Source organism: Vandammella animalimorsus (genome assembly GCF_002285285.1).
Lineage (GTDB): Bacteria > Pseudomonadota > Gammaproteobacteria > Burkholderiales > Burkholderiaceae_C > Lampropedia > Lampropedia animalimorsus.
The window spans coordinates 17,414-34,592 of the sequence record NZ_NSJF01000006.1 but is presented as its reverse complement, the minus strand read 5'-3'; the positions used below and the strand labels follow the sequence as shown (position 1 = coordinate 34,592).

Annotated in this window: 14 protein-coding genes and 1 pseudogene; 9 read left to right on the top strand and 6 right to left on the bottom strand. The window is 62.7% G+C overall.

Annotated features, from left to right (window positions below):
- Window positions 1-59 precede the first annotated feature (59 nt).
- From CK620_RS11195 to CK620_RS11170, 6 genes are all read left to right on the top strand, one after another.
- Window positions 60-710 (top strand): NADH-quinone oxidoreductase subunit J, encoded by a 651-nt coding sequence (locus CK620_RS11195; protein ID WP_095550373.1) that lies wholly within the window; start codon window positions 60-62, stop codon window positions 708-710.
- Entirely contained in the window at window positions 707-1,015 is a 309-nt protein-coding gene (gene nuoK, locus CK620_RS11190) for an NADH-quinone oxidoreductase subunit NuoK (RefSeq protein WP_095538593.1), read from the top strand. The genes CK620_RS11195 and nuoK overlap by 4 nt, the downstream gene beginning before the upstream one ends.
- A gap of 19 nt (window positions 1,016-1,034) precedes the next feature.
- Window positions 1,035-3,056 (top strand): NADH-quinone oxidoreductase subunit L, encoded by a 2,022-nt coding sequence (gene nuoL / locus CK620_RS11185; protein ID WP_095550372.1) that lies wholly within the window; start codon window positions 1,035-1,037, stop codon window positions 3,054-3,056.
- Window positions 3,057-3,069: 13 nt separating this feature from the next.
- Entirely contained in the window at window positions 3,070-4,545 is a 1,476-nt protein-coding gene (locus tag CK620_RS11180; protein WP_095550371.1) for an NADH-quinone oxidoreductase subunit M, read from the top strand.
- 22 nt (window positions 4,546-4,567) lie between these two features.
- On the top strand, window positions 4,568-6,067 hold the full coding sequence (gene nuoN, locus CK620_RS11175; protein WP_095550370.1) for an NADH-quinone oxidoreductase subunit NuoN: 1,500 nt from the start codon (window positions 4,568-4,570) through the stop codon (window positions 6,065-6,067).
- A 181-nt stretch (window positions 6,068-6,248) separates the two neighbouring features.
- Window positions 6,249-6,755, top strand: a complete 507-nt coding sequence (locus CK620_RS11170) for a DUF1178 family protein (protein ID WP_095550369.1) — start codon at window positions 6,249-6,251, stop codon at window positions 6,753-6,755.
- Between the two features lie 69 nt (window positions 6,756-6,824).
- On the opposite strand, the gene CK620_RS13905 is transcribed toward CK620_RS11170, so the two are convergent.
- The 5 genes and pseudogenes from CK620_RS13905 to CK620_RS11150 form a co-directional block, all read right to left on the bottom strand.
- Window positions 6,825-7,460 carry a hypothetical protein gene (locus tag CK620_RS13905; RefSeq protein WP_143326077.1) on the bottom strand — a complete coding sequence of 212 codons (636 nt, stop codon included), beginning with the start codon at window positions 7,458-7,460 and terminating at the stop codon, window positions 6,825-6,827.
- 376 nt (window positions 7,461-7,836) lie between these two features.
- A pseudogene (gene accD / locus CK620_RS11165) lies at window positions 7,837-8,703 on the bottom strand (acetyl-CoA carboxylase, carboxyltransferase subunit beta); the annotation flags it as partial.
- 312 nt (window positions 8,704-9,015) lie between these two features.
- Window positions 9,016-9,249 carry a DNA gyrase inhibitor YacG gene (locus CK620_RS11160; protein ID WP_095550367.1) on the bottom strand — a complete coding sequence of 78 codons (234 nt, stop codon included), beginning with the start codon at window positions 9,247-9,249 and terminating at the stop codon, window positions 9,016-9,018.
- Window positions 9,250-9,286: 37 nt separating this feature from the next.
- Complete coding sequence (zapD, locus tag CK620_RS11155; RefSeq protein WP_095541936.1) at window positions 9,287-10,045, bottom strand: cell division protein ZapD; 759 nt, start codon at window positions 10,043-10,045, stop codon at window positions 9,287-9,289.
- 162 nt (window positions 10,046-10,207) lie between these two features.
- Window positions 10,208-10,726: a DUF192 domain-containing protein gene (locus CK620_RS11150; RefSeq protein WP_095541937.1), complete on the bottom strand. Its 519-nt coding sequence runs from the start codon at window positions 10,724-10,726 to the stop codon at window positions 10,208-10,210.
- A 210-nt stretch (window positions 10,727-10,936) separates the two neighbouring features.
- Between CK620_RS11150 and clpS the strand changes: the two genes are divergently transcribed.
- Window positions 10,937-11,308 (top strand): ATP-dependent Clp protease adapter ClpS, encoded by a 372-nt coding sequence (gene clpS, locus CK620_RS11145; RefSeq protein ID WP_095538601.1) that lies wholly within the window; start codon window positions 10,937-10,939, stop codon window positions 11,306-11,308.
- 249 nt (window positions 11,309-11,557) lie between these two features.
- Window positions 11,558-13,903, top strand: coding sequence for an ATP-dependent Clp protease ATP-binding subunit ClpA (clpA, locus tag CK620_RS11140; protein ID WP_095541938.1), 2,346 nt, complete (start codon window positions 11,558-11,560; stop codon window positions 13,901-13,903).
- A gap of 63 nt (window positions 13,904-13,966) precedes the next feature.
- On the opposite strand, the gene CK620_RS11135 is transcribed toward clpA, so the two are convergent.
- Window positions 13,967-14,638 carry a TetR/AcrR family transcriptional regulator gene (locus CK620_RS11135; RefSeq protein ID WP_238946106.1) on the bottom strand — a complete coding sequence of 224 codons (672 nt, stop codon included), beginning with the start codon at window positions 14,636-14,638 and terminating at the stop codon, window positions 13,967-13,969.
- 403 nt (window positions 14,639-15,041) lie between these two features.
- Here CK620_RS11135 and CK620_RS11130 point away from each other — a divergent pair, with 403 nt between their 5' ends.
- Entirely contained in the window at window positions 15,042-17,174 is a 2,133-nt protein-coding gene (locus tag CK620_RS11130) for a TonB-dependent receptor (protein ID WP_095550366.1), read from the top strand.
- Window positions 17,175-17,179 lie beyond the last annotated feature (5 nt).

Genomic DNA, 17,179 nt, shown 5'->3' with positions numbered 1-17,179 from the left:
TCCCATTCCTTACGAAGACCTTTGCAGCGCCGCAGGCGCAGGCTGAGAAGAAGACCGTCATGGACGTCAGAAACGCATTCTTTTACCTTTTTGCCGCAGCGCTGCTGTTTGCAGCCTTGCGCGTCATCACGGCGCGCAACCCGGTGCATGCGGTGCTCTACCTGATCTTTGCCTTCTCGCAGGCCGCAGGGGTCTGGCTGCTGATGCGTGCCGAGTTCCTGGCCATCCTGCTGGTGATGGTGTACCTGGGGGCGGTGATGGTGCTGTTCCTGTTCGTCGTGATGATGCTGGACATCCGCATCGAGCGCATGCAGGGCGCACTGAAGAAGAACCTGCCGGCGGCGTTGGTGATTCTGGCCGTGGTCGTGGGCCAGATGGTGGCCGTGCTCTGGCTGGGCTTTCCCGATACCGATGCCGCTGGCGAACTCATCGCCGCCCAGCCTGGCTACAACAACACGCGTGAGCTGGGCAAGCTGATGTACACCGAATACGTGCTGCCAGTGCAGGTCGCCGGCGTGATCCTGCTGGTGGGCATGATTGCTGCGATCGCACTGACGCTGCGCACGCGCCGTGACACCAAGGCCATCGACGCATCGCTGCAGGTGCACGTCAAGGCCGAGGATCGCATGCGCGTCGTGCAAATGCCTGCGGTGCGCCGCGCGCCTGCGGCTGAGCCGGCACAGGCCGCGCAAGAGGAGATCAAGCCATGAGTCTGACATTGGGGCATTTTCTGTCGCTGGGGGCGATCCTGTTCGCCCTGGCCGTGGTGGGGATCTTCCTCAACCGCAAGAACCTGATCGTGCTGCTGATGGCCATTGAGCTGATGCTGCTGGCCGTGAACATGAACTTCGTGGCGTTTTCTTACTTCCTGGGCGACTTGCACGGGCAGGTGTTCGTGTTCTTCATCATGACCGTGGCGGCGGCCGAGGCGGCCATTGGTCTGGCCATTCTGGTGCAGCTATTCCGCGCCCGCACCAGCATCAGCGCCGACGACTTGACGACCCTCAAAGGCTGATCACGAGGCAAGGCAGACCATGACTCCAACACTTTCCGCATCGACCTTGCTCTGGGTGCCGTTGGCCCCATTGATCGGCGCCTTCATCGTCGGCATCTTCGGCACCGCCATGGGCGGCAATCTGCTGGGCCGCAGGGCAGGGCACAGCATCACCATCGCCGGCGTGTTCATCGCCTTCGTGCTCTCGGCCATGACCCTGTGGAAGGTCATGAACGGCGCGCCGGTGCTCAACCAGACGCTCTACCAATGGGCTGTGCTGGGCAATACCGCGATGGAGGTCGGCTTCCAGATCGACAGCCTCTCGGCCATGATGATGGTGGTGGTGACCTTCGTCTCGCTGATGGTGCACCTCTACACCATCGGCTACATGGAGGGCGACCCGGGCTACAACCGCTTCTTCTCCTACATCTCGCTGTTCACCTTCTCCATGCTGATGCTCGTGATGAGCAACAACATGCTGCAGCTGTTCTTCGGTTGGGAGGCCGTGGGCCTGGTGTCCTACCTGCTGATCGGCTTCTGGTACACCAAGCCCACTGCCGTATTCGCCAACCTCAAGGCCTTTTTGATCAACCGCGTGGGCGATTTCGGCTTCATTCTGGGCATCGGCTTGCTGGTGGCCAGCGTGGGCACCTTCAACTACAGCGAGGTCTTTGCCCGCGCCGACCATCTGGCAACACTGAACCTGCCAGGCACCGACCGCAGCCTGCTGACGGCGGCGCTGATCTGCCTGTTCATCGGCGCCATGGGCAAGAGCGCGCAGTTCCCCTTGCACGTCTGGCTGCCCGATTCGATGGAAGGCCCGACGCCGATCTCGGCGCTGATCCACGCCGCCACCATGGTGACGGCCGGCATCTTCATGGTGGCGCGCTTCTCGCCGCTGTATGAGCTGTCGGACACCGCGCTGAACTTCATCCTCATCATCGGCTCCATCACGGCCTTTTTCATGGGACTGCTGGGCCTGATCCAGAACGATATCAAGCGCGTCGTGGCCTATTCCACGCTGTCGCAGCTGGGCTACATGACCGTGGCCCTGGGTGCCTCGGCCTACCACGTGGCGGTGTTCCACCTGATGACGCACGCCTTCTTCAAGGCGCTGCTGTTCCTCGGCGCGGGTTCGGTCATCATGGGTTGCCACCACAACCAAGACATGCGTTATATGGGCGGGCTGTGGAAGTACATGCCGATTACCTGGATCACCTCGCTGCTGGGTTCGCTGGCGCTGATCGGCACGCCGTTCTTCTCCGGCTTCTACTCCAAGGACGCCATCATCATGGCCGTGGGCGCCAGCAACCTGCCGGCCTCGGGCCTGGCCTACTGGGCCGTGCTCTCGGGCGTATTCATCACGGCGTTCTATTCGTTCCGCATGTACTTCCTGGTCTTCCATGGCCGCGAGCGCTACGACGAGGATCCGCATGTGCATGAGCACCACCACGACGACCATGGCCATGGTCATGGCGCCAAGCCGCACGAATCGCCCTGGGTGGTGACGGTGCCGCTGCTGCTGCTGACCATTCCTTCGGTGGCCATTGGCGCCTGCGTGCTGATGGGCTTCCTGTTCGGTGATTTCTTCAAGGGCGTGATCTTCGTCGATGCGGCCAAGCACCCGGCCATGGCCTACCTGGCCGAGCACATCCACGGCTGGCTGGAGCTGGGTCTGCACGCCTTCGTCACGGCGCCGTTCTGGCTGGCGCTGGCCGGTGTGGCGGCCGCCTGGTATTGCTACATGGTCAATCCCGCCGTGCCGGCATTCTTCCAACGCGCCTTCCACCCCATCTACCGCCTGTTCGAGGAAAAGTACTTCATGGACAAGCTCTGGATCGATGGCATCGCAGGCAGCTTCATGAAGCTGGGGCGGGTGTTCTGGAAGGCGGGCGACCAGGCGCTGATCGATGGCGCCGTGGTCAACGGATCCTGGCGACTGGTGGGCTGGCTGGCCGGCGTGGTGCGCTGGTTCCAATCGGGTTTCATTTACTACTACGCGCTGGTCATGATTCTGGGTGTGTTCGCGCTCATGGCGTATTTCGTGTGGCGGAGCCACTAGGAGAACAAGAAAAATGGCTTGGTTAAGTCTCGCGATCTGGGTGCCCATCGTGGCGGGCATCCTGCTGCTGCCCCTGGGCAAGCCTGGGCAGGCCAACCTGGTGCGTTGGCTGGCGTTGGCCGGCGCCGTGCTGGGCCTGCTGGTGACGCTGCCGCTCTATACCGGCTTCGACACTGGCACGGCTCAGATGCAGTTCGTCGAAAAAACACCCTGGATTGCCGCGTTCAACGTGCATTACCACCTGGGCGTCGATGGCCTGTCGTTCTGGTTCGTGCCGCTGACAGCCTTCATCACCGTCATCGTCGTGATTGCCTCGTGGGAGAGCATCACTGAGCGCGTCAACCAGTACATGGGCGCGTTCCTGATCCTCTCGGGCCTGATGGTGGGCGTGTTCACCGCGCTGGATGGCATGCTGTTCTACGTGTTCTTCGAGGCCACGCTGATCCCGATGTACCTGATCATTGGCGTCTGGGGCGGGCCGCGCAAGATCTACGCCGCGTTCAAGTTTTTCCTCTACACCCTGCTGGGTTCGCTGCTGACGCTGGTGGCGGTGATCTACCTCTACAACGTCTCGGGCGGCAGCTTCGACATCCTGACCTGGCATGCCCAGCCGCTGTCGCTGTTGGAGCAGACCTGGATCTTCTTTGCCTTCTTCGCCGCCTTCGCCGTGAAGATCCCGATGTGGCCGGTGCACACCTGGCTGCCTGACGTGCACGTGGAAGCGCCCACCGGCGGCTCGGCCGTGCTGGCGGCCATCATGCTCAAGCTGGGGGCCTACGGCTTTCTGCGTTTTTCGCTGCCGATCGCGCCCGATGCCGCGCAGGAATATGCCTGGCTGATGATCGCGCTGTCGCTGATCGCTGTGATCTACGTGGGCCTGGTGGCCATCGTGCAGGAGGACATGAAAAAGCTCGTGGCCTATTCCTCGGTGGCGCACATGGGCTTCGTCAGCCTGGGCTTTTTCCTCTTCAACCAGCTGGGCATGACCGGCGCGTTGGTGCAGATGATCGCGCACGGCTTCGTCTCGGCCGCGATGTTCCTGGCCATCGGCGTGCTCTACGACCGCATGCACACCCGTGAGATCGCCGCCTACGGCGGGGTGGTCAACACCATGCCCAAGTTTGCCGCCTTCGCGCTGCTGTTTGCCATGGCCAATGCCGGTTTGCCGGCCACGGCCGGCTTCATCGGTGAGTGGATGGTCATCCTGGGCTCGGTGCAGCACAGCTTCACCGTGGGCATCCTGGCGGCCACGGCGCTGATCCTGGGCGCGTCCTATTCGCTGCTGATGTACAAAAAGGTCTACCTGGGCGATGTGCGCAACGATGAGGTGCGCGCGCTGCAGGACATCAATGCGCGTGAAATGCTGGTCATGGTCGTGCTGGCCGTGTGCGTGCTCTACATGGGCATTCACCCCAAGCCCTTCACCGACGTGATGGACGCCTCCGTCGCCCAACTGCTGGCCCACATCGCGCAGGCCAAGCTGCAGTAATTGCCCAGAAGAGAGTTTTACGATGATTGACAGATATAGCTGGGTGGCCGTGTATCCGGAGCTGGTGCTGATGGTCATGGCCTGTGCCATCACGCTGGTGGACCTGAAGGAAAAACAGCGCCTGCGCCCGACCACGCACTGGCTGACGCTGGCCACGCTGGCCGTGGTGGCCGGCATGAACTTCATCTACGCCAGCCACGGCAATACCTTGTACGGCTTTGGCAACATGATGGTGGTCGATTCCATGGCCAGCTGGCTCAAGGGCTTTGCCGCCGTCAGCGTGCTGGTGGCGCTGGTCTATGCGCGCCCCTATTCGGCCTCGCGCGACATGCTGCGCGGCGGTGAGCTGTTCTCGCTGTCCCTGCTGGCGCTGCTGGGCATCGACTTCATGATCTCGGGCAACAACCTGCTGCTGCTGTACCTCGGCCTGGAGCTGCTGACGCTGTCGAGCTATGCGCTGGTGGCCCTGCGCCGTGACGACAGCCAGGCCACCGAGGCGGCAATGAAGTACTTCGTGCTCGGCGCCATGGCCAGCGGCTTCCTGCTCTATGGCATGTCCATGCTTTACGGCGCCACGGGCTCGCTGGATATTGGGGAGATTTTCCGCGTCATCAACCAGGGCCTGTTCGAGCACAAGCAGGTGCTGGTCTTCGGCCTGGTGTTCATCGTCGCCGGCCTGGCCTTCAAGCTGGGGGCCGTGCCCTTCCACATGTGGATCCCCGACGTCTACCAGGGCGCGCCCACGGCCGTGACGCTGTTGATTGCCTCGGCGCCCAAGCTGGCCGCCTTCGGCATCGTGATGCGCATGCTGGTCGATGGCCTGCTGCCCCTGGCCACCGACTGGCAGCAAATGCTGGGCATTCTGGCCATGGCCTCGCTGTTCATCGGCAACCTGGTGGCCATTGCACAGAAAAACCTCAAGCGCATGCTGGCCTACTCGACCATTTCGCATGTGGGCTTCATCCTGCTGGGTCTGATGTCCGGTGTGCAGGGCGGCGAGTTCAATGCCGACAGCGCCCAGGCCGCCTACGGCTCGGCCATGTTCTACGTGGTGACCTACGTGCTGACCACGCTGGCCACCTTCGGCATCATCATGCTACTGGCCCGTGAAGGCTTCGAGGCCGACCAGATCACCGACCTGGCCGGCCTGAACCAGCGCAGCCCGCTGTACGCAGGCATCATGGCCTTGTGCATGTTCTCCATGGCCGGCATCCCGCCGCTGGTGGGCTTTTATGCCAAGTTCGCCGTGCTCCAGGCCCTGCTGGCCACGGGCTCCAGCCTGCACATTGCGCTGGCGGTGTTCGCCGTCATCATGTCGTTGATCGGCGCCTTCTACTACCTGCGCGTGGTCAAGGTGATGTACTTTGACGCCCCCGACATCCAGGCACGCCCGCTTGAGGCCGGCTGGGACGTGAAGCTGGTGCTGACCGTCAATGGCGCGCTGATGCTGGTGCTGGGCCTGTTCCCGGGCGGGCTGATGGCCATTTGCGCGCAGGCCGTGCTCAACGCCTTGCGCACTTGACTTGAGGGGGACGGCACGGGATTGGCCTGACCAGTCAAAGACTGCATCCCTTCGCACAACCCCTGCAGCACCTTGCGGTGTCTGGCAGGGGTTTTTGCTTCACAATCTGGCTCGGCTGGCACGACGTCCCCAAGCGTTCTCTCGCAGGCAAGGCCAGTGTCTACGCCAGGAGTTGGCACCCATGAAAGTTTTCGATCTGCGCTGCGCGCACGGGCATGTGTTTGAAGGCTGGTTCGCCTCGGCTGAGGATTACCAGTCGCAGTGCCAACGTGGCCTGCTGCAATGCCCGGTATGTGGGAGCGCGCAAATCGACAAGCTGCTCAGCGCGCCGCACTTGAAGGCCAAGAGCAACCGCCAGCCCAGCGCTGCCGCCCAGCCGCCGCCGCCAGCTAGGGCAGACAAGGCGTCCAGTCAGGCAGAAATGCATACACCCAGCCCTGGCGCGCAGCAGGCCATGGCCGAGCAGCGCAGACGCCAGGCCCAGTGGCTGAGCCAGGCGCGCGCCTTGCTGAAAAATGCCGAAAACGTTGGTGAGCGCTTTACCGCCGAGGCCCGCCGCATCCACGAAGGCCAGGCGCCAGAGCGGCCCATCCACGGCCAAGCCAGCGTGCAGCAAATGTTGGAGTTGCTGGACGAGGGAATCCCCGTGCTGCCCCTGCCCGAAGGGGCGGATGAGCCATTGCAATAAGGTGTTTTGATTTAATTCCGAGCTCTTTGTAAATTAATAAAGTTTATTTATTTTTGTATGATGGGACATTTAAAGATGTGCAAATCTCCCTCCTTTACGGCCTAAAGAACTATTGCTGCTACTGATTGCTGCTAGGTGCTTTTCGATTTCTTGAAGAGAGTTGCAAATATCCTTGATTGTGGTCTGATTGTGTCCCTCTATGGCATCAATCACTGCTTGCTCAATACTTTTAAAGGTCATTATTCCTGCTAGGTGGTTGATTGAGATTGTGCAATTTTCAGTTTTTTTGACTTGAAACCAAAGAGGAGGTCGAAACTTGTATTTGATTTTCAATGATATGCCATCACGCCCCAAGGCATTTAAAAGTTCATTGTACTTCCCGCCCTGAAAAATCAGCCTTTGAGCAGGCGCAAGCGATGGAATACTTGATGAAGTAGGAATGTGGTCAACTCCTGCCAATGAAGCGCCAATTCCAAACTGGCATATTGGTACCGGTTGGGAGAATTTTATGTCGTAGGCATTGCTATGGCCTGAATTTTCAATAACTAAATCAATAATTGATTGTGTGCGTGTGCTGGGTTGGTAATAGGCAATAATGCTTGGGCGAGAGTTTTGGTAAATTGCGATGTATGCGACTGCGGCAGTGAGTAAAGTGAAGACTGCTGTCAAAATGGATGCTAAATTTTCAATTAGATAGCTAAGCATTGATATACTTTCTATTTTATGGGCTTAATGGCTTAAATTATAGCAAAAATCATGTGCAAAATTCTATAAATGCTTATTGTGCAGCTTCAAGATGATACTGAAGCTATGGCTTCATGCCTTGCATGGTGGCTGGTGACTTAGTGTGGGAATAAGCGCTGCATGATGTTGCTACAAACGAATTTTGGACGGAAGTAAATCTGGCAGCTGCTTAGCGAATGTGGCACGAGATGCTTCAGCCTTTACCAGCACCTGTAGCGTCATTGTTTGGCGTCTCGCTGCCAGCCTCGGGGTGGGGCAGAGCAGCCTCGCCCCCTGGGGCCGGCTGGCCGGCCGCCTCTGCGGCGGTGCTGCCCGGGGACAGTGGCGCGCTGGGAGCGGCAATGCTGGGCCGGCCCAGCAGAATGGCCAGGTTTTGCGCGATCACGTCACGCAGTTGGCGGCGATCGACGATCATGTCGATGGCGCCTTTTTCAAGCAGGAATTCGGCGCGCTGAAAGCCTTCGGGCAGTTTGACGCGCACGGTGGATTCGATCACGCGCGGCCCGGCAAAGCCAATCAGGGCCTTGGGCTCGGCAATGACCAGATCGCCCATGAAGGCAAAGCTGGCGCTGACACCGCCCATGGTGGGGTCGGTCAGCACGCTGACGAAGGGCAGGCGCTGCTGGGCAAAGTGCGTCAGCGCGGCGTTGGTCTTGGCCATTTGCATCAGCGACAGCAGCCCTTCCTGCATGCGCGCGCCGCCCGTGGCGGTAAAGCAGATGAAAGGCACTTTTTTGTGCAGCGCGGCCTGCACGGCGCGCACGAAGCGCTCGCCGACCACGCTGCCCATGCTGCCGCCCATGAAGTCGAACTCGAAGCAGGCCGCCACGACGGGCAGTCCATGCAGGGTACCGCCCATGGCAATCAGCGCATCGCTTTCGTTGGTGGCCTTGTGGGCTTCTTTCAGGCGCTCGGGGTATTTGCGGCTGTCCTTGAACTTGAGCGCATCCAGCGGCGTGACTTCCTGGCCGATTTCGTAGCGGCCTTGTTCATCCAAAAAGGCTGCCAGGCGCTGGCGCGCGCCGATGCGCTGGTGGGCGCCGCAGTGCGGGCAGACATTGAGGTTTTTCTCCAGGTCGGCGCGGTAGAGCACGGTTTCACATTCCGGGCACTTGGACCAAAGGCCTTCGGGGATTTGGTGGCGCGAGCTGGTTTCCGTACTGCGAATCAGCCGGGAGGGAATGATTTTGTCAAGCCAGGACATGCGGAAAAAATGGTCGTCGAGAAAACAGCGCGGCTGCACTGCAGCCCTTGCATTGTGTGACTGGCTGATGCCAGACCTTGCTCAGAGCCGGCTCAAAGTCTCGGTGCGATTGGACAAGAGGCGGTGTGAGTGGGCTGCAGGGCAGTAGAGATTTTGAACAGGCCCTTAACGGTTTTGGGCTCACCCTGAGCCTGGAAGATCACCCTGGGCAAACCTCGGTAAAGAGGGCGTGCGGGCGTCCGATTGTAGTGAAACTATGGCTTGCGCTGGCCGCCACCGGTCTCTGGGGTGGCGGCTGCAGGGTAGGGCGCTTCAGTCCTGCTCGCTTCCTTGGGGATCGCCGGGCTTGCCGGCAATGCGAAACTGCTCGCTGGCCCAGGCCCCCATGTCGATGCGCTGGCAGCGCTCACTGCAAAAAGGCCGCCAAGGGTTGCTGGGCGCAAAGTGCGTGGGTTGCTGGCATTGGGGGCAGGCCACGATGGGGCCAGCGTTGGCAGGCTGATCGTTGGCTTTGGGCTGATCTGCTGGTGGGGATGAGTGGCTCATGGCAAGGCGAATGTGGGGGCGGACGGCCTGGGGGCGGTTACAGACCGCAAATGGCCACTTCCAGCGACAAATCCTTGTGTGCGGGCGTGGGCTTGCCTTCCAGATTGGGCTCCATGAAGCGCACGGAGACCAGCAGACGGTTGGCGCTGATTTCGGGCGTGACGTCGTCGCGCGGATCGACCCACAGGCGCAGCAACTGAAAGCCCCGCGTGGGCGGCAGGTTCTGCTGGAATTGCCCCCTGGTGACGGCCACGCGGTGCGCCGTGCCGGTGTCGCGCACCAGCTTGAGCAGCAGGAATACGGTGTCGGCCACGGGCGTGAGGCTGTTGGCCCAGGTTTCCAGATCGCGCAGGCGGGTGGCCGATGGGCGGTGTTTCCAATGGTGGAGCAATGGCAGATCGAAATTGCAGGTGCCACCCGGGATGCCCATGCGGCTGCGCACGGTGTTGAGCCACTCGTTGTCGGCAATGATTTGGCCGGGTTTGCCAGGCATGGTGGTGAGGTTCTTGGCGCAGTAATCGATGCGGGTGAAGATGCGGTCGAGCACGCCGTGGTCGATGTCGGGGTAGTCCTTATAGATCTGCAGCGCGGCGCGCTGGCGCTCCAGATCCTTGAGCATGTCGGTTTTCAGATCCGTGCGCGAGGCGACCTCGATGGCCTCGAAAATGGTTTGCAGGGCGTACTGGTGGTCGGTGACGTCGGAGCGGTTGAGCAGCTCCTGCAGGCGCAGCAAAAGGTATTCCAGACGCAGGTAAGTCCGGATGCGCTCGTTGAAAGGGTATTCGTACAGGATCACGACGGTGGCGGTGAAGGCTGGCGATATGGGTGCTGGCGCTGGATGGTGCCAAGGGCGAGCCCATCGGGCGCGCCCCGGCGGATTCTTGATGCGCTCTTTGCAAGCCGTTGATTCTAGATGCGGCGGTGCATTTTCAACAGAGGGCTTGGGGTGCGCAGAGCATCAGGGCTGCTGGGCTTTGCGCGTGCTGGCTGTCTCGAAAGGCTGGCCACGCAGGCGCATGCCCGCTGCAATGCCGCGCTGGGCAAACCAACCCTGGTTCATCTCAAGAACATAGCGGACCGGCTGTGCCGAGCAGTGCTGCTCGGTGCTCAAGGGTTGCATGTCAGCCAAGTTGACCACCGTACCGTCGTCGGCCAGGAAAGCCGCTGTTAACGGAAGCAGTGTGTTTTTCATCCAGAAGCACTGCACGCCAGCTTGCTCGAAGACGAACAGCATGCCTTCGTGCTGCGGCATGCTCGGGCGGAACATCAAACCAATCTGCCGTTGCGCAGGGGTGCTGGCCAGCTGGGCATCGATGCGAAACATGTTGATCGACAGCGTCAGCCGCGGCAGGTCCAGCTGCGGCTGGCCCGAAGCCTGTGGCGCCTGGGCTTGCAGCGCGGTGGGCAGCGCCAGTGCCAAGGCCAGCGCCGCAGCATTGGCACGGCGCAACAGAGTGAGCGTGTGTTTCAGATGCATGGCAGAAAACGTGCAGTGGGTGTGATCTTGCTGGGCCGGCATCGTAGCGGCAGTTGCGCGGCATGCACTGCACTGCGGGCGTAAAAACTTGTACATGGCAAGCGTGGCGGGGCATGCCTGTTTCGATTGTGCTTTGGCTCCTTGCAACCAGCTCCAACCGCTTTGGCCCACTCGCGCCGAAGTCATGAACACGCTCTAGAATCCAGCGCCATGAATGTTCCAGAAGCCTCCAACCAGCCCATCAAGCCCCCGGCGCCGCCCACGGTATTGCCGTTGCAGGAAGAAGAAACTGCGGTGGTGGAGCGCCAACTGCACCGGCCCAAGCAACCGCCGCTCTACCAGGTAGTGATGATCAATGACGATTTCACGCCGATGGAGTTTGTCATTGCCGTGCTGCAGGAGTTTTTTGGCAAGAACCGGGATATGGCCACGCAGATCATGCTCAAGATCCACCTCGAAGGTCGTGGCGTCTGCGGGGTGTATCCCCATGAGATCGCCGAGACCAAGGTCGATCAGGTCATGGGTGCCGCTGCCAGCGCGGGTCACCCGCTGCAATGCTTGAGTGAGCCGCTGGCCTCATAAGCTCAACAGCAAAGGCCGATCGGCACCGAAGGGCCAGGGAGTGCGTCGGCCAATGGAAAACGCGCCGTTGACGCCATGCAGCAAATGCTTCACCATGCGGCGCGCCCGCTGGGCTCAAAGCGGTGAGTGGCCGGCGGTGCTTGACTCGATTGGTTGTGTCAATGGTCGATCAATGACCTATTGATTTTTTTCAGGGCGGCCGCACCTGCCCGGTATCTTATTTTTCGCAAGCACAAGGAGTTCGTATCAATGATTGCCCAGGAACTGGAAGTCAGCTTGCAAAAGGCTTTTGTCGAGGCGCGGGAAAAGCGCCATGAATTCGTCACCGTTGAGCATTTGCTGCTGGCCCTGCTGGACAACCCCAGCGCCGCCGAGGTGCTGCGCGCCTGCAAGGCCAATATCGAGGAGTTGCGCAGTGCGCTGACGGGTTTCATCGACGACAACATGCCTCAAGTGGGTGGCAGCGATGAGGTCGATACCCAGCCCACGCTGGGTTTTCAACGCGTCGTGCAGCGCGCCATCATGCACGTGCAGTCCACCGGCAACGGCAAGAAAGAGGTCGTGGGCGCCAATGTGCTGGTGGCCATCTTTGGCGAGAAGGATTCTCATGCGGCCTATTTCCTGCAGCTGCAGAACATCACTCGGCTGGACGTGGTGAATTTCATTGCGCATGGCATCCGCAAGGACGAGGCCGGCGACAAGGCCGGCAGCGCCGACGCCATGGGCGGGCAGGAAGAAGGCCAGCAGCCTGGCGGCGAGCGCGGTGAGAAACTCAGCCCGCTGGAGCAGTACACCGTCAATCTGAACCAGGCCGCAGCCCAAGGCCGCATCGATCCGCTGATCGGGCGTCAACAGGAGGTCGAGCGCACCATCCAGGTGCTGTGCCGTCGCCGCAAGAACAACCCGCTGTTGGTCGGAGAGGCCGGCGTGGGCAAGACCGCCATTGCCGAGGGCCTGGCCTGGCGCATCACGCAAAAGGATGTGCCCGAGGTGCTGGAAAACGCCACGGTGTACGCGTTGGATATGGGCGCGCTGCTGGCGGGCACCAAGTACCGTGGCGACTTCGAGCAGCGCCTCAAAGGCGTGCTCAAAAGCCTGCGCGAAAAGCCCGATGCGGTGCTGTTCATCGACGAAATCCACACGCTGATCGGCGCGGGCGCGGCCTCGGGCGGTACGCTGGATGCCTCCAACCTGCTCAAGCCGGCGCTCTCCAGCGGCCAGCTCAAGTGCATCGGCGCAACCACTTTCACCGAGTACCGTGGCATCTTCGAGAAGGACGCGGCGCTGTCGCGGCGCTTTCAGAAGATCGACGTGGTCGAGCCCAGCGTGGCCGAGACAGTGGACATCCTCAAGGGCCTCAAGAGCCGCTTCGAGGAGCACCACAGCGTCAAGTACGCCAATGCCGCCCTGCAGGCCGCGGCCGAGCTCTCGGCGCGCTACATCAACGACCGCCAGCTGCCCGACAAGGCCATCGACGTGATCGACGAGGCCGGCGCGGCGCAGCGCATCCTCGCGCCCTCTAAGCGCCGCAAGACCATCGGCAAGGCCGAGATCGAGGACATCGTCGCCAAGATCGCGCGCATCCCGCCGGCGGCCGTCTCGCAGGACGACCGCAGCAAGCTCAAGACCCTGGAGCGCGACCTCAAGAGCGTGGTGTTCGGCCAGGACGGCGCGCTGGAGGCCCTGGCCAGCGCCATCAAGATGGCGCGCTCGGGCCTGGGCAAGCCCGACAAGCCCATTGGCGCTTTCCTGTTCTCCGGCCCCACTGGCGTGGGCAAGACCGAGGCTGCGCGCCAGCTGGCCTACATCATGGGCATCGAGCTGATCCGCTTTGACATGTCCGAATACATGGAGCCGCACGCCGTCAGCCGCCTCATCGGCGCGCCGCCGGGCTACGTGGGCTTCGATCAGGGCGGTCTGCTCACCGAGGCCGTGACCAAGAAGCCGCACGCCGTGCTGCTGCTCGACGAGATCGAGAAGGCCCACCCCAGCATCTACAACATCCTGCTGCAGGTGATGGACCACGGCACGCTGACGGACAACAACGGCCGCAAGGCCGATTTCCGCAACGTCATCATCATCATGACGACCAACGCCGGCGCCGAGACCATGAACAAGGCCAGCATCGGCTTCACCAACCCGCGCCAGGCCGGCGACGAAATGGGCGACATCAAGCGCATGTTCACGCCCGAGTTCCGCAACCGGCTCGACGCCATCGTCAGCTTCAAGCCGCTCGATGAGCAGATCATCCTGCGTGTGGTCGATAAGTTCCTGCTGCAACTGGAAAGCCAGCTGGCTGAAAAGAAGGTCGAGGCCAGCTTCACCGACGAGCTGCGCAAGTACCTGGCCAAGAAAGGCTTCGATCCGCTGATGGGCGCGCGCCCCATGCAGCGCCTGATCCAGGACACGATCCGCAAATCGCTGGCCGACGAGCTGTTGTTCGGCGGCCTGGCCGATGGCGGGCGCGTGGTCATCGGCCTCAAGCAGGTGGACGATGGCCAGGGCGGCGTCAAGGACGAAGTGCAGCTGGACATCACGCCGCTCAAGAAAGAGGCCAAGCCCAAGCCGGAGGAAGAGGAAACCGCCGCAGAATGAGCGGTGGGGCCATAGGCTGCGTGCCAGCGGCTGCGTGCCGCTGGCAGGTGACCTGACCAGGTCCTAATCCCTTTTCTCCTCCAACAGCGCCAGCGCGCCAACGATCAGCGCCTGCATGCCTTGTTCGAGCTCGGCCTCCATCTCGGACTGCTGGGCGGCGCACGCGGCGGCGCTGGCCAGATCCTCCGGCTCTTCGTCGGGCTGAGCCGAGGGGCAGGCCAGGCTGTAGACCGTGTCGGAGACGGCGATGCAATGAAAGGCCACGGTGCTCAGCAGCCAGCGCGCCTGCGCCGGGCGTAGATCGTAGATGCGTGCGATGTGCCGGTGGTGGGCCTCGATCTTGTCCAGCATGGCCGGGGTGGCGGCCTCGCGGCGCAGCACATAGGGCGTCAGCCCAGGATGCGCACGGACGAACGCACGCGCGGCGCTGCTGAAGGCCAGCAGGTAGTCGCGCAGCCCTTGTCGCCGTTGCTCATCGACTTCGGGCAACTGCCAGCGGGTAAAGATTTCCTCAGCCACCAATTGTTTGAGCGCTGCCAGGCTGGGCACGTGCTTGTACAGCGCCATGTGGCTGACCCCCAGCGCAGCGGCCACCCCCGTGAAGGTAATGTGCGGCAGGCCGATGGCCACGCCGGCCTCGGCAATGCGCGCGCGCGTGATGCTGGGCGGGCGGCCGCGCGGCGCGGCAGCGGGCGCTGGCGCAGAGCAGGGGGCTGGCGGCGGCATTTTTTTCATGGCAAATCCTCTCTCGGTCGGGCGCGCGGCGCTCTTGGCCGGTATTTGGCCTGTCATCTGGGCGGTGTGCGCGCCGAATTAGTTTATAGTTATGAAACTAATTCGTGTCATAGATCAAAAGAGTGTATGGGCGAACCACCCGACACGACCCGACACCGCCCGCTACCACTTGGCTGCGCTGATGGCAAAGCCGCCCAAGGTTGCCCCACGCCTGCGTTTTCTCCCCCCAAGTACCAATTGAAAGGAATCCGGCATGACCCGAGGCCAGCCCCCATCCACCACTCCAGCAGCCGTGCGCGCAACCCAGGCCAGGCCGCCTTGTGGCCATGCAAGCCCGCCTTGCGGCGGCCGCGCGGCGGCTGTGCGCCAATGGCTGGCTTTTGGGTTGGGCGTTTGCAGCGGTATGGGAGTCTGGGCGCCGGCTATTGCCCAGGCGGCCCAGGCGCTGCCCCAGGTCCCACAGGCTGAGGCTGCAGCAGCGTCACAGCCACAGGACAAGACGCTGCCTGCCGTGACGGTGACTGGTCAGGCCGGGCTGGCCAGCGCGCCCTACGCCGGCGGCCAGGTGAGCAGCGGCGGCCGCATGGGCTTGCTGGGCGAGAGGGATTTCATGGAAACGCCGTTTGCCACCATCGGCTACACCGAGCAGTTCATTGCCGAGCAAGCCCTTGCCGACGTGCAGGGCGTGATTGCCAGGAATGACCCGGCCGTTTCCCTCAGCGGCATTGCCGGTGAGCATCTGGAGAGCTACTTCATCCGGGGTTTTGCCATGGATGCGGGCGATGTCAGTGTCGATGGCCTCGCTGGCATGGGCTCGAGCTACCGCAATCTGGCCGAGCGCTTCGAGCGCATCGAGGTGCTCAAGGGGCCTGCGGCCATGCTGGGCGGCATGCCGCCCAAAGGTTCGGTGGGCGGCGCCGTCAACCTGGTGCCCAAGCGCGCGGGCAGCGCGCCGCTGACGCGGCTGACGGCCGGCCTGGAGTCGGATGCGCATGGACGCGCCCACCTGGATCTGGGGCGGCGCTTTGGCGCCAGTCAGCAGTGGGGCGTGCGCCTCAACGCCATGGCCCGCAGCGGCGAGACCGCCGTCGATACGCAAAAGAAGCAAGCCCACCTGGGCGCGCTGGCGCTGGACTGGCGCGGCCCGCGTGCGCGCGTGTTTGCCGATTTCTACCGCACGAGCGACCGCCTCAACGGCATGACGCGCGGCCTGACGCTGGCGCCGGGCCTGGCCGTGCCCCAGCCGCCGCGTGCCACGGTATCGTGGAACCCGCCCTGGGCCTTTTACGAGGCCACCGCGCGCGGCGCCACGCTGCGCGGTGAATTCGATGTGAGCGGGCGACTGACCGCCTGGGCCGCAGCCGGGCGCAGCACCAGCGGGCTGGAGACGATGATGGGCCTGCCCACGGTGCTCGATGCGGCAGGCAGCATGCGCCTGACTTTTGGCGGCGTGGACGAAACCATCACCCGCAAGACGGCTGAGGCGGGCCTGAAGGGCCAGCTGCGCACTGGCAGCGTGGGGCACCAGTTCGCGCTGCACCTCAACCATTTTGACGAGCGCATCGAGCTCGATGGCTTTCGCTTGCGCGAGAGCTGGACGAGCAACATCCATCACCCCGCCTGGGGCCCGGACCTGCCGCGCCCACTGCAGGCCTTGAGCCGCACGCAAACGCAGCTGCGCAGCCTGGGCCTGGCCGATACCCTGTCCTTCATGGGCGATCGGGTGCAGCTGACCCTGGGGCTGCGCCGTCAACAAGTCGTCGCAGAGCGCTTCAACGCCGCCACGGGCGCGGCCATGGGCCTGCGCTACGACCAGGCCGCGACCACGCCCGTGGCGGCCGTGCTGCTCAAAGCCACGCAGCGCCTGTCCTTGTACGCCAACTACGCGCAGGGGCTGAGCCAGGGCGCCACCGCGCCGGCCACGGCCGCCAACGCCGGTGAGGTCTTTGCGCCTTACAAGAGCACGCAAAAAGAGCTGGGCTTCAAGTTCGACCAGGGCGAATGGGCCCACACGCTGAGCCTTTACCAGATCGAGCGCCCCAGCGGCTACGTCGATCCCGTCAGCAATGTTTTCTCGTTCGGGGGGCTGCAGCGCAACCGCGGCGTGGAATGGGGCTTTTTCGGCGCGCCGGCCCAGGGCTGGCGCCTGATGGGTGGCATTGCCCACGCACAGGCGGAGGTGCTCAAGGCCGCCGCAGCCGCGCACCAGGGCAGGCAGGCCACGGGCCTCTCCAAATGGCAGGCCAAGCTGGGCGCGGAGTGGGATGTGCCGGCGCTGCCGGGGCTGACGCTCAGCGCCCACGCCAACTACGCATCGCGCCAATACCTCAGCGCCGACAATGCACTGTCCATCCCCGGCCGCACCGTTTTCGATCTGGGCGCGCGCTACGCCACGCACCTGGCCAGCTACCCGCTGACGCTGCGCGCCAGCGTGGCCAACGCCGCCAACAAGACCTACTGGGCCAAGCCCCACTACACCAGCCTGGCCCTGGGCGCGCCGCGCAGCTTCCAGCTCTCGGCCACAGTGGATTTTTGAGCGGC

Coding starts and splice junctions, on each gene's coding strand:
- CK620_RS11135 (WP_238946106.1), bottom strand. CDS start 14,638: ATGAAAAAAATGCCGCCGCCAGCCCCCTGCTCTGCGCCAGCGCCCGCT.
- CK620_RS13905 (WP_143326077.1), bottom strand. CDS start 7,460: ATGCTTAGCTATCTAATTGAAAATTTAGCATCCATTTTGACAGCAGTC.
- clpS (WP_095538601.1), top strand. CDS start 10,937: ATGAATGTTCCAGAAGCCTCCAACCAGCCCATCAAGCCCCCGGCGCCG.
- nuoN (WP_095550370.1), top strand. CDS start 4,568: ATGATTGACAGATATAGCTGGGTGGCCGTGTATCCGGAGCTGGTGCTG.
- CK620_RS11150 (WP_095541937.1), bottom strand. CDS start 10,726: ATGCATCTGAAACACACGCTCACTCTGTTGCGCCGTGCCAATGCTGCG.
- CK620_RS11130 (WP_095550366.1), top strand. CDS start 15,042: ATGGGAGTCTGGGCGCCGGCTATTGCCCAGGCGGCCCAGGCGCTGCCC.
- nuoK (WP_095538593.1), top strand. CDS start 707: ATGAGTCTGACATTGGGGCATTTTCTGTCGCTGGGGGCGATCCTGTTC.
- CK620_RS11180 (WP_095550371.1), top strand. CDS start 3,070: ATGGCTTGGTTAAGTCTCGCGATCTGGGTGCCCATCGTGGCGGGCATC.
- CK620_RS11160 (WP_095550367.1), bottom strand. CDS start 9,249: ATGAGCCACTCATCCCCACCAGCAGATCAGCCCAAAGCCAACGATCAG.
- nuoL (WP_095550372.1), top strand. CDS start 1,035: ATGACTCCAACACTTTCCGCATCGACCTTGCTCTGGGTGCCGTTGGCC.
- clpA (WP_095541938.1), top strand. CDS start 11,558: ATGATTGCCCAGGAACTGGAAGTCAGCTTGCAAAAGGCTTTTGTCGAG.
- CK620_RS11170 (WP_095550369.1), top strand. CDS start 6,249: ATGAAAGTTTTCGATCTGCGCTGCGCGCACGGGCATGTGTTTGAAGGC.
- CK620_RS11195 (WP_095550373.1), top strand. CDS start 60: ATGGACGTCAGAAACGCATTCTTTTACCTTTTTGCCGCAGCGCTGCTG.